The sequence below is a fragment of the Pedobacter sp. Leaf176 genome (assembly GCF_001424305.1).
GTDB lineage: Bacteria > Bacteroidota > Bacteroidia > Sphingobacteriales > Sphingobacteriaceae > Pedobacter.
Map to the genome: position 1 here is coordinate 537,247 of NZ_LMPD01000001.1, position 13,054 is coordinate 550,300.

A 13,054-nucleotide genomic window follows, 5' to 3' on the forward strand; every position below is an offset into this window, starting at 1 on the left:
TTTCTTTGCTCCACGACAAACCTTTCGACATTCCTGTAGTCTGATAGCATAGTTTGTAATACTTATATTTATAATTTGATGAAAATTTACGTTCAAAGAGCAATATTTCTTGCTCTTCTTTTTTGTGGATACTTCGCACAAGCCCAAAATACAGGTGCTGTTAATGGCCGGGTAATTAATGCCAAAGATAATAAACCTGTTGACTACGCAACAATTGCTATTAAAAGTTTAAAAGATTCGAGTATAGTTGCCAGTGGCCAGTCTAACCCTGATGGTACATTTTCATTTAAAAATATCCCCGCAGGTAATTACAGAATTATTGCCGCCTTCATAGGTTTAAAGACAACCAATAAGAATATAACTATTGCGAAAGCGGCGGTAAATGCCGGCGATATTTCAATGGCAGATGATGGTCTGGATCTTAATACGGTAAATGTTACAGGTCAAGTTCCCACCGTCGTGGTTAAGAAAGATACTTTAGAATACGATGCCAAATCCGTGAAGGTTCGTGAAAATGCAGTTGTCGAAGATGTCCTGAAAAAACTTCCAGGTGTTGAAGTTGCCAAAGATGGTAGTATTAAAGCAGGCGGTGAAACTGTAACACGCGTAAAGGTAGATGGTAAAGAGTTTTTTGGTAGCGACCCGCTTTTGGCGACTAAAAATCTTCCTGCAGACATGGTCGATAAAATTCAGGTAATTGATGAGCTATCCGAACAGGCACAGTTTACCGGTGTTGATGATGGTTCCAGAAGTAAAATATTAAATATTACAACCAAAAGTGGCATGAAAAAGGGCTATTTTGGAAACAGCACGGTTGGATACGGAACAAATGATCGTTACGATGCTAGTTTGAATGTGAACAAGTTTAATAACGACCAGCAGTTTAGTTTTATTGGGCAATTTAATAATGTAAATAAGCAAAACTTCGGTGGCGGTGGTGGGCAGGGAAATGGGTTTGGCGGCGGTGGTGGTGGCGGCCGAGGTTTCAATATTGGTGGAGGTAATTCTTCTGGCGGTGGCGGTATTACAACCACTAATGCTGCCGGTTTAAACTTTGGAGATACTTATAAAGATGGCACACAAATCCAAGGAAGTTATTTCTTTAATAAAGCCTCTGTATTTAATGAGCAAACCAGCAATACCCAAACACTTTTAGGTAACTCATCTCAGAATGTAAATAACTACTTAAACAGCAACAGTGATAGAACGAACCATAGGTTTAATTTCATGATTGATACCAAACTGGATTCTTCTACAAGTATTAAAATTCAACCAAACGTTGCTTATACAGAAAATGATGGCTTAAGTCTTCAAAATTATGTCAGAAATAACGTGCTGGGTAATGGAACTACGAACACAGTCGGTAATCAGAATTTTACAACTAATAATTCTACACCAGCTATCAGCAACAATATCTTGGTTCGTAAAAAGTTTAAACGCAGGGGCCGTACGCTATCATTGAACATAAACACTTCGATTAATGATAGCGACTCTGACAACATAAACTATATTTTAGAGAACAGTGCTGTAAATGGGGTTTCTACTCAGAAACTTACCAATCAGTTAAATGATCTAAGCAGTAGTAATGTTACCAATACCACACGAGTTGTTTATACAGAGCCCTTATCAAAAACAACCAGTTTAGAATTGAATTATCAAAATGGCATTAACAATAGTACTTCTGATAGAAATATCTTGAACTTTAATTCATTAACGGGGAACTTTGATATCGTTGATAATACCTATTCAAATCATTATGAAAATCAAACTTTAACCAATGCAGCTGGTTTAAGTTATACCGTAACGCAGAAAAAATACAACTGGAATATTGGTGTTGCCGGACAACAAACAAACAGAGAAAATACCAATTTAACTACTGGCGTTACTTTTACTCAAAATTTCATTAACCTCACACCGTCAGCACAATTCAGATATAATTTTAGCAACAGCAAAAGATTATTTATTAACTATAGAGGAAATACTCAACAACCTTCTATTGATCAGATTCAGCCAATTCCGGATAATACAAATACACAATCCGTAATTTTAGGTAATCCTGATTTAAAGCCAGCGTTTAATAACACTTTAAGTATCCGTTATAACAATTTTGCATTTGCAAAAATGAGGTTCTTTGCAGTGTTTCTAAATCTAACACAAACATTTAATGCATTTGCATCCAGTCAATCTGTTATTTCTAATCCGAATGACATAAACTTTGGTAAAATTGCATCTACATTCATTAACGTAGATGGTAACTATAATGGTAATGCAAACATTGTACTAGGACAGCCAATATTGCCTAATAACAAGCTAAACTTAAATGCTACGTTAAGCGGTAATTACTCAAGAGGCACGAACATTACGAACGGGATTGACAACATCACAAACAACTGGAGTTTAAATAACAATTATAGGTTTGTAACTAATTTAGATAAGCTTGATTTAACTGCAGGAATTGGAGGTACAGTAACAAGAGCAACCTATTCTGCTACTCCAAATTCAAATACCAGGTTCTTTACTTTAAATCCAAGTTTTGATGTTTCTTACCTTTTTCCTGGAAATATTCGTTTAGCGGTCGATTTAGATTATATTAAGAATACCGGTAGAGGTGAAGGTTTTAACACTGATTTTACTTTAGTGAATGCATACATCAGTCGTCAGTTCTTTAAGAATCGCGGTACATTTAAGGTAGCTGTTAATGATGCATTAAATCAAAACCAAGGCATTAGTCGCACGGCTACAGCCAATACAATTACAGATTTAAATTACAATGTGTTAAAACGTTATTACATGTTCTCCTTTACGTACTCATTAACCCGTATTGGAGGAAGAAACGTTGGGAATGATGTGCCAATACCTGGAATGGGCGGTCAAGGCGCACCCCGGATGAGATTCTAGAAAATTATTTCAATCCTGTAATAAAGGCTTCCCGGTTGTCCGGGGAGCCTTTATTTTTACCTTGTGATTTGTATTTCAAATGTTACCAAGACTGAACAAACCTTCTTTTGTGTTCAGAGTCTTAAGTACAATGCCAAATGTTTTAGCTAAATGAAGATACTTTTTACTTGCTTTTTACTCTTTTCTTTTTCCCTAATATACGCTCAAAAAACCGGCTCTGTAAGCGGTCGTATTCTTCAAAAGAAAGATAAAACACCAATTGACTATGCATCAGTGGCCATAAAAAACCTTAAAGATTCGAGTGTGGTGGGTGCCACAACTACGGTTGCGGATGGTAAGTTTATATTTAAAAATCTTCAGCCAGGTTCCTATCGTTTGTACGCTGCTTTTATAGGTTTGAAAAATGCAAATAAAGATTTCGTAATAACAACAGATAAAGCGGACTTAAACCTTGGTGATATCTATTTGGAAGGAGGAATTATCGACTTGCAAACTGTAGAAATCAAGGCAGAAATCCCTCCGATTGTGGTAAAAAAAGATACACTGGAGTTTAATGCAAGTTCTTTCAAAACGGTAGAAAATGCTGTTGTTGAAGATTTGCTCAAGAAATTACCGGGCGTTGAGGTTGATAAAGCAGGGGCCGTAAAAGCGCAGGGTGAAACCATTACAAAGATAAAAGTTGATGGGAAGGAGTTCTTTGGTAACGATCCGCTTCTGGCTACTAAGAACCTTCCTGCCGATATGATTGATAAAATTCAAATCATTGATGAACTTTCAGACCAGGCACAATTTACCGGTGTTGATGATGGCAGCCGGACAAAAATTATCAATATCACGACAAGAAAAGATAAAAAGAATGGCTATTTCGGCAATACCAGTCTTGGCTACGGTTCTGATGGCAGGTATGATGTGAATGCCAATGTTAACCAGTTTAATAAAGACCGGCAAATGAGTGTGGTTGCACAATTTAATAATGTGAATAAACAAAATTTTGGTGGCGGATTAGGTGGAAACGGTGGTGCAGGTGGCCGAAGCAGTGGTTTAACCACTACAAATGCTTTTGGCTTTAATTTTGCCGACACTTATTCAGATCAAACTCAGATTAATGCGAGTTACTTCTTTAATAAAACAGAAAACTTAATTCAGCGAAATAGTTTAACACAGAATTTGTTAGGAAACATTACCACAGTTTTTAATAATAACCAGAATAATACCTCCGAACGGCTAAACCATCGGCTAAATTTTATGGTCGACACTAAAATCGATTCTTTAACCTCTTTAAGAATACAGCCAACGATTAGCTATACGAATAACGAAAGTGTCAATAGTAGCATTTATACGCGCGATTATAGCACCTATAAAACCAATGGTACGCAGTTGCTTAATAACCATGGTACTGCCCCTTCCATTAACAACAATATTTTGTTAAGGCGCAAATTTATGCGGAGAGGAAGAACACTTTCTTTGAATTTAAATACAAGCATCAACAACAATGACGGAGGCAATTATAACAACATAACGGATAACACAGATAACGGCGGAGTCATCACCCAGAAAATTACCAATCAGTTTGACGATCAAGAATCTGAATCTATTAACCATAGTTCGAGAATTGTTTACACCGAGCCTTTATCAAAAAAGCTCAACATTGAGCTAAACTATCAAAATGGATATAACCACAACACTTCCGATAGGTTTACCTACAATTACAATCCGGTTACTTTGCAATATGATCTGCTCGATTTAACCTATAGCAATTCTTATGAAAACACCATTTTAACCAATAACGCTGGTTTCAGTTTTAGCGGCAATGGTAAAAAATACAATTGGAATATAGGCATGGCCGTGCAAAATACCGATAGAACCAACAACAATTTAACACAAGGCTATGTACTTAATCAAAATGTGTTTAATTACACGCCATCGGCGATGTACAGGTATAACTTTAGCAACAGTAAACGCCTGGTTATAAATTACCGCGGCTCAACAAACCAGCCAACCATACAACAATTGCAGCCTATACCAAATAATACCAATACCCAAAGCATTCCTGTCGGGAACCCTGATTTGAAGCCGGAGTTTAATAATAACCTGCGCATTGCATACAATACTTTTACTGCAGGTAGAAACAGATCCTTATTCATTAATCTAACGCTTACACAAGCATCCAACAGAATTGCGAACAGCAGTAGTCTGATAGAAAGTGGAGTTAATCAGGGTAAGCTAGCGGTGGTACCCGTAAATGTAAACGGTACTTATGCTGGCGGCCTTTCGTCCTCGCTGAGTCTACCCCTGATGGCTGAAAATAAGCTTAATTTCCATATTAACGTGAATGGAAATTACGACCGAGATGTCAATTTTACCAATTCGCTAAAGAATATCACGAACAGCTGGTCAGTTACAAATGGTTTCCGGCTGGTCTCAAACCTCGATAAGCTCGATTTAACAGCAGGTGTAAGCGCTTCGATAAACCGGGCCACTTATTCTGTTCAGCCGACATCGAATACGAAATTTTATACTTTTAGTCCAAACATTAATGTCAGTTATCTTTTTCCGGGCAATATTCGTTGGAGCGTAGACGCCGATTATAACCAAAATACCGGGAGGGGAGCAGATTTTGATACCCATTTCACTTTGGTGAACTCTTATGTAAGCAAACTATTTTTCAAAAACCGGGCTACTTTAAAAGCTTCAGTTAATGATCTGTTAAATCAAAATCAGGGCATAACGCGTACAGCAAATAACAATACGATTCAAGATGTCAGTTATAATGTTTTGAAACGCTATTTCATGTTTTCGTTTACTTACGCTTTAAACAGGATGGGTGGTAAAAACAGGGGTGATTTGCCCGGCAATGGAAATAGGAGAGATGGATTCGGGAGAATAAGAAACTAAATTCATTTTCATGTAAATCCTACTGAATAATCAATAATAGCAACCTTTCTTATTTGGAATAAATCTAAAGAAAGGGTAACTTGCGTCAAATTTAACAGATGAAACTTTCGCAGTTAAAAGTTGGAGAAACAGGTACAATAGTTGCCTTTACAGACTTAGATATGTCGGTAAAGTTGATGGAAATGGGTTGCCTTCCTGGCGAAATCGTTGAAGTCGAACGATTTGCCCCACTGGGTGATCCCATGGCGATTCGGGTGGCGGGTTATCAGCTTTGCCTACGCAAAAGTGAAGCTGCAGTTATCATTATTCAATAAGCTTTTGAGTTTGGATATTAAAGTTGCATTAGTTGGTAATCCCAATACGGGTAAGTCTACGTTATTTAACCGGTTAACCGGTTTAAATCAAAAAATAGGAAACTTTCCTGGAATAACGGTTGACAAAAAAACAGGCTATACCAAACTCGTTGATGGCAAAAATGCCGAGATTATCGATTTACCTGGCACTTACAGTCTTTACCCAAAAAGCAATGATGAAAGCATCGTTTTCCAGGTATTGGCCGATAAAGCCAACAGCAGCCATCCTGATGTTATTGTTTTAATTGTTGATGCTTCTAACCTGAAAAGGAACATGCTCTTGTTCTCACAGGTTGCAGACTTGGGTATTCCCATGATTCTGGCCTTAAACATGACCGATTTATCTGATAAGCAAGGAATTTATATCGATGTAGAGAAGCTGTCAAAAAAGCTTGGTGTGCAAGTGATACCAATTTCAGCACGAAACAATGTCGGTATCGATAAGCTAAAAGCCGCGATTACTTACACCAATAAAGTCGCTACTCAGATCAATGACGTAGAGATAAATTATCTGGCGCCTGAAGCAATCGATGCTATAAAACAGAAAATTAATTCGGATAACGATTACTATGCTTTGCAGATTTTGCATCAGCATGAGCATTTAACTTTCTTTTCAGAGCAAGATCAAATCGAAATAGAAGAAATTGAGCAATCAAATCATTTCGAATCTTCTAAAATTCAGGCCGCGGAAACGATTGCCCGCTATAAGCACCTTAGTACAATTTTAGCTGATGTTGTTATTGACAAAGGCACGGCAGAAAAATTTTCATTCAGCGATAAACTGGATTCAATACTTACACATAAGGTGTGGGGCTTTACAATTTTCCTGCTTGTTCTTTTTATTATTTTTAATGCAATTTTCGCCTGGTCGTCCTACCCGATGGACTGGATCGAAAGCGGTTTTGGATTTTTAACAGAAAAAGGCCACGAATATCTTCCTTCTGGTATGCTTACCGATCTAATATTGGATGGTATTATAGCCGGCTTAGGCGGAATCTTTGTCTTTATTCCTCAAATTGCTATTTTATTTGCCTTTATATCCATTCTGGAAGATACTGGCTATATGGCCAGGGTTACTTTCATGATGGATAAAATTATGAGTAAGGTTGGCTTAAACGGCAAATCCGTTGTGCCTATGATTGGTGGTCTGGCTTGTGCAGTTCCGTCTATTATGGCCGCCAGAAATATTGAAAACTGGAAAGATAGGATGATCACAATAATGGTTACGCCATTAATAAGTTGTTCTGCCCGTTTACCGGTTTACATTCTGTTAATCTCACTTATTATTCCGTCGAAAACTATTTTTGGTATCATCAGCCTACAGGGTTTAGCCTTAATGGTGATGTACCTCATCAGCTTTGTTGCAGCGATTTTGGTGGCATGGGTCATGAAAATTATAATTAAGGCGAAAGAGAAATCTTACTTTATAATGGAGCTCCCTGTATATCGGATGCCAAGATGGAAGAATGTTTTTTACACCATGTATGAGAAATCAAAAACATTTGTTTTTGAGGCAGGGAAGGTAATTATAGCCATTTCGATAATTCTATGGGTGATGGCATCCTTTGGTCCTGGTAATCGCTTCGAAAATATCGAAGCCAAATATCGGAAAGCTTTACTCGATACTACTAAAACCGAACACGTAAAAACCCTTATTGCTACCGAAAAACTTGAAAACTCCTATGTTGGCATCTTAGGGCATTGGATAGAGCCGGTAATCAGGCCGTTAGGTTACGATTGGAAGATAGGCATCGGTTTGATTACTTCTTTCGCTGCCCGGGAGGCGTTTGTAGGCACGATGGCTACTATTTACAGCGTAGACGGTGGCGATGAAGATACGTCAACAATTAGAGAGCGGATGGCTTCATCAGTAAATTCTAAAACCGGGTTACCTGTTTATTCTTTCGCAACGGGTATTTCCCTGATGCTTTTTTACGCATTTGCAATGCAGTGTATGAGTACAGTTGCAATTGTATACCGTGAAACAAAAGGTTGGAAATGGCCGGTTATACAGTTGGTTTATATGACAGCCATGGCTTATTTTGCGGCCTTAATTGCTTATCAGTTGTTAAATTAAATAGTATCAAGTAGCGAGAACCAAGTATCAGGATGTGATCCATTGCTAAATTGTTCCTTAGATAAAGTACATTCTGAATACTCGTTTTTATACCTTAAACTTCCAGGACCTTGTACTCACTAAAATCGCATTTATGCGCTAAAAAAATGATACTATTTAGGCTATTACTTCAAAACCTACTTTGCATATGTGTTCTTTACGCTTTGGCCTTTTAGCTTTAGTCTATTATCTTTGATCTTTATTCTTTTATCCTTGCCCCATTACCCTAATTCAATCTGCCTTTTAATACTTTCTTCCAATGAGATTAATGTTTCTGTACGCTGAATGCCGTTTACGGCTTGTATCTCCTCATTTAAGACATGACGAAGGTGATTTGTATCCCGGCAGATGATCTTTGCAAACATGCTATAGGCACCTGTAGTATAATGCAGCTCAACAACTTCTTTTATTTTGCTTAGTTGTGCAACCGCATCCTTATATTGAATTCCTTTTTCAAGATAAATCCCCAGAAACGCACAAATATCGTAACCAGCTTTTTGGGGGTCAATGATTAGATGCGATCCTTTAATAATGCCCATCTCCTGTAATTTCTTCATCCTGACATGAATTGTACCTCCGGAAACAATCAAATCTTTTGCAATTTCCGTATAAGGTTTTGTAGCATCATGCATTAATTGTTTCAAAATATCGATGTCGAGGTTGTCAATTTCTAAATTGGAATTGTCTTTTTTAAGCATATTTTCTGATTTTGATAAGCAAATTTAATTAAAATTATCAATATTATAAAAATAAAATTAAATGTTTAAAATATTTGCAAGATATTGTGTGTTCCTTTACATTTGTATTAAGCAATTAACAAAAAGAAACGTTCTTTAAAGTTGCTAACATAATGTAGGGTGGTGAAACAGGCAGACACACCTCCTTGTCTCGGTGGTGGAGAATTTGGGAAACCGGCAACGGCTAACTACTCCTTGAAGGTTCGATTCCTTCCCCTACAGCTGTTTCAGTTTGCAGTAGCCAGTATACAGTTAGCAATAACTGATAATTGAAAACTGCTTACTGAATACTTAAAATGTTGGGTGGTGAAATTGGCAGACACGCCTCCTTGTCTCGGTGGTGGGGAATCATGGGACAAACGCAGTTTATTGGGTTGACCACAATTAATTTTTTGAACTGTAGCTAACTACCCCTTGAAGGTTCGACTCCTTCCCCAACAGCATTTTTTATGAATAATAAGTTAGTTAATTGAGCAATCCCGGATGGGTTGCTCTTTTTCTTTTTCAAGTTTTTCCGGAAAATTCTAAAAACAAAAAAGGAGCAAATTTCTTCGCTCCTCAATAATATTCTTAATGTAATTTAAACAGTCATTACATCTTTTTCTTTAGCTTCCGCGTGCTTATCAACTTTAATAATGTAGGCGTCAGTTAATTTTTGCACTTCGCCTTCGCCGGTTTTGATTTCATCATCAGAAACGCCTTCACCTTTTAGCTTTTGAATTTTAGTGTTAGCATCTTTACGTATGTTACGCACAGTTATACGTCCACGTTCTGCTTCTTCTTTGACTTTTTTAACCAGATCTCTTCTTCTTTCTTCGGTTAGTGGGGGTACAACCAGACGAATGACGATACCATCGTTTTGCGGATTAATGCCAATGTTAGCAACCTGAATTGCTTTTTCAATAGCAGTTAAAAGAGATTTTTCCCAAGGTTGAATAACAATTGTTCTCGCATCAGGCGTGTTGATACTCGCTACCTGGGATAAAGCCGTAGCCGCTCCATAATAATCTACGAAGATGCCATCCAGCATTCCTGCCGATGCTTTTCCTGCCCTGATTTTTGTTAATTCAGACTCACAATGATCGATGGCTCTGTCCATTGCAGCTTGAGCATCCATTAATTGTAATTGTATGAGGTCGTTCATAATTGTGTGTATTTCTACAAAAATAATAAATTATAATGCTATTTTACTAAAGTACCAATGGCTTCTCCATTGGCAATTTTCATGAAGTTACCATGCTTATTCATATCAAACACAATAATAGGAACCTGGTTTTCTTCACATAAAGTAAATGCAGTCATGTCCATTACATTTAAGTTTTTTGCATAAACTTCTTTGAAAGAAATTTCTTCGTATTTGGTCGCTAAAGGATCTTTTTCCGGATCAGCAGTATAAATACCGTCTACTCTCGTTCCTTTTAATACTGCATCTGCTTTAATTTCAATGGCACGTAATGCTGCTGCAGAATCTGTTGTAAAGTAAGGGTTACCTGTTCCTGCTCCAAAAATAACAACGCGACCTTTTTCTAAATGGCGAACGGCCCGTCTGCGGATAAATGGTTCGCAAATCTGCTCCATTTTTATTGCTGTTAACAAACGGGTTTTAATACCAACTTTCTCAAGTGCATCTTGTAAAGCCATAGAATTGATTACAGTAGCTAACATACCCATATAATCGGCTTGCGCTCGGTCCATCCCACTTTTTTCGGCACTTAAGCCTCTAAAAATATTCCCTCCGCCAATTACGATTGCTATTTCCAAACCTTTGTCGTGTACTGCTTTGATGTCTTCAGCATATTGCTTAACACGTTCGTTATCAATACCGTATTGTTTGTCGCCCATTAGCGATTCGCCGCTAAGCTTTAGTAGGATGCGTTTGTATTTCATGACCTCAAAAATATTAACAATTTTTTAATACCCCGCTATGGTTTCCAACAAATGATGTAATTATTTAGATTGACAAACTTTCTCCATTAAAGAATACCGTTATTAAATTCAGTTCATTATCCAGCAAGATCATATTTGCCCGTTGGTTGATCTCAATTTTTCCTAAATAACCCGCTTTACCAATTAAATTGGCAGGATATAGCGATGCCATATTTAAGGCCTCCTGTAATTCGATATCACAATGTGAAATACAATTTTTTACCGCCTGTAGCATGGTCAATGAAGAACCGGAGAGTGTGCCGTCAGGCATAACAAATTTATCCCCGTCTTGAATATGCTGATATGGCCCATTATTGCATGCAGTAACTGCATCCGTAATCAGAAATAATCTTTCTTTAACAAGTTTTTTAGCAAATTTTACAACTTCAAAATCTAAATGGCGGCCATCTACTATTATACTGGCCATAGCCTTATCGTGGTTAAAAATAGCTGTTGGAATTCCAGGTTCGCGATGGTGGATCGGACTCATCGCATTAAAAAGATGCGTCGTTGTTTGAACACCCTTATTGTATGCCTTCGTTGCTTCCTCAAAAGTAGCATTGCTATGGCCTAAAGAAACCACCACATCATTATCCAGTAAGTATTGGATAACATCATCATCCTGACATTCCGAAGCAATTGTCATCATCTTAATTACCCCATCTCCAAAATCCAGTAATTCTTTAATTTCGCCCAGAGTCGCCTTTCGCACGAATGACGGAACATGCGCACCCAGGCGTTTTGGATTTAGAAATGGGCCCTCTAAATGCAGGCCTAAGAAATTCCTTGCAGAGGATCGGTATTCCTTCGCTGTCTTTATGCAATCATTAAAAACATCTGGTGTGTTTGTTGCCATGCAGGCTAAAAATCCTGTGGTACCTTTCTTCAGTAAATCCTCTTCCATAATGGTTAATGATTCAACCGTTGGTTTGGCCGAGAACAGGCGGCCACCCGCGCCATATATTTGTAAATCTATAAACCCGGGAACAAGAAAATTCTCCTCAGATATATTTGAATCGCTGGTTTTTATAGAAGAAATCAAGCCATTATGTATTTCAACATCCTGATTTTTGATTAAAGTATCGTTCCTGAAAAGATTTACGTTTTTTACGGTTGTCATATTCTAAGTTTATGCCTCGCTAAATTATGGCTTAAGTGGTCGAAAAAAAAATAGGGCAAAAAAAAAATCCCGATTTTCATCGGGATTCCAGTACTATTTATGAATGCTTATGCACCTAATTGTACACGTTTGAAAGCAGATACAGTTAAACCTTTAGAAGTGTTATCTAAAAATTTACGAACATCTACTGAACTGTCTTTAACAAATTCCTGGTTTAATAAAGTACTGTCTTTGTAGAATTTGTTCAATTTGCCTGCAGCGATTTTCTCAACCATTTCTTCTGGTTTGCCTTCAGCGCGGATAACGTCTTTAGCAATTTCAATTTCACGTTGAATAGTAGCAGGATCAACACCCTCCTTATCAACAGCTACCGGGTTCATTGCTGCAATTTGCATTGCAACATCTTTACCAGCTTCAGTAATATCGGCGCCGTTAGTGCCTTCAAATACTACTAGAACGCCCATTTTACCATTTGAGTGGATGTAAGAAACGATTTTCTCACCAGAAATATTTGCGTATTCCTGAATAACGATTTTCTCTCCGATTTTACCAGTCAATTCAGTAATTGTTTCAGCAACTGTACGTCCGTCTTCCAAAGTAATTGCTGATAATTCTTCAGTGTTAGCAGGATTGTTGGCAACCGCAGCAGCTAAAACAGCTTGAGCAAGATTACGGAAATCTTCAACTTTAGAAACTGGTTCAGTTTCACAAGCCAAAGCAACTAGTTTACCATTTGTGCCATCTGCTGAAACAGCGATTGATACCAAACCTTCAGAAGTTGCATTACCAGAACGAGCGGCAGATACTTTTTGACCTTTTTTACGCAATAAATCAACAGCGGCTTCGAAATCGCCATTTGCTTCTACTAAAGCTTTTTTGCAATCCATCATACCAGCGCCAGTTTGTTGGCGTAGTTTATTTACATCAGCGGCAGTAATTTGTACTGTAGACATTTTATCTTGTTTTTACTAACAAATCCCGATTAAATCGGGACTTGCGAGTGATTAAA

The 13,054-nt window shown here is 37.6% G+C and carries 9 protein-coding genes and 2 tRNA genes; 6 read left to right on the forward strand and 5 right to left on the reverse strand.

The window, feature by feature from the left end:
* Positions 1–78: 78 nt before the first annotated feature.
* From ASF92_RS02400 to feoB, 4 genes are all read left to right on the forward strand, one after another.
* A complete protein-coding gene (locus tag ASF92_RS02400) occupies positions 79–2,898 on the forward strand; it encodes an outer membrane beta-barrel protein (protein ID WP_056087267.1) in 2,820 nt (939 codons plus the stop codon).
* A gap of 150 nt (positions 2,899–3,048) precedes the next feature.
* Positions 3,049–5,793, forward strand: coding sequence for an outer membrane beta-barrel family protein (locus ASF92_RS02405; protein WP_056087269.1), 2,745 nt, complete (start codon positions 3,049–3,051; stop codon positions 5,791–5,793).
* Positions 5,794–5,891: 98 nt separating this feature from the next.
* On the forward strand, positions 5,892–6,107 hold the full coding sequence (locus ASF92_RS02410; protein WP_056087272.1) for a FeoA family protein: 216 nt from the start codon (positions 5,892–5,894) through the stop codon (positions 6,105–6,107).
* Positions 6,108–6,111: 4 nt separating this feature from the next.
* On the forward strand, positions 6,112–8,223 hold the full coding sequence (feoB, locus tag ASF92_RS02415; RefSeq protein WP_056089097.1) for a ferrous iron transport protein B: 2,112 nt from the start codon (positions 6,112–6,114) through the stop codon (positions 8,221–8,223).
* Between the two features lie 260 nt (positions 8,224–8,483).
* Here the strand turns inward: feoB and ASF92_RS02420 are convergent, their stop codons facing one another.
* Entirely contained in the window at positions 8,484–8,960 is a 477-nt protein-coding gene (locus tag ASF92_RS02420) for an Lrp/AsnC ligand binding domain-containing protein (protein ID WP_056087275.1), read from the reverse strand.
* A gap of 153 nt (positions 8,961–9,113) precedes the next feature.
* On the opposite strand from ASF92_RS02420, the gene ASF92_RS20925 reads away from it, so the two are divergent.
* Positions 9,114–9,221 (forward strand) — tRNA-Asp (locus tag ASF92_RS20925).
* A 75-nt stretch (positions 9,222–9,296) separates the two neighbouring features.
* Positions 9,297–9,440: transfer RNA gene (locus ASF92_RS20930), tRNA-Asp, on the forward strand.
* Positions 9,441–9,579: 139 nt separating this feature from the next.
* Here the strand turns inward: ASF92_RS20930 and frr are convergent.
* The 4 genes from frr to tsf form a co-directional block, all read right to left on the reverse strand.
* Positions 9,580–10,143 carry a ribosome recycling factor gene (gene frr, locus ASF92_RS02425; RefSeq protein ID WP_056087279.1) on the reverse strand — a complete coding sequence of 188 codons (564 nt, stop codon included), beginning with the start codon at positions 10,141–10,143 and terminating at the stop codon, positions 9,580–9,582.
* 38 nt (positions 10,144–10,181) lie between these two features.
* The gene (gene pyrH / locus ASF92_RS02430; RefSeq protein ID WP_056087284.1) at positions 10,182–10,886 is read right to left on the reverse strand and encodes a UMP kinase; all 705 of its coding nucleotides are present in this window, start codon (positions 10,884–10,886) and stop codon (positions 10,182–10,184) included.
* A 64-nt stretch (positions 10,887–10,950) separates the two neighbouring features.
* The gene (nagA, locus tag ASF92_RS02435) at positions 10,951–12,045 is read right to left on the reverse strand and encodes an N-acetylglucosamine-6-phosphate deacetylase (protein WP_056087286.1); all 1,095 of its coding nucleotides are present in this window, start codon (positions 12,043–12,045) and stop codon (positions 10,951–10,953) included.
* 107 nt (positions 12,046–12,152) lie between these two features.
* The gene (tsf, locus tag ASF92_RS02440; RefSeq protein ID WP_056087290.1) at positions 12,153–12,998 is read right to left on the reverse strand and encodes a translation elongation factor Ts; all 846 of its coding nucleotides are present in this window, start codon (positions 12,996–12,998) and stop codon (positions 12,153–12,155) included.
* Positions 12,999–13,054 lie beyond the last annotated feature (56 nt).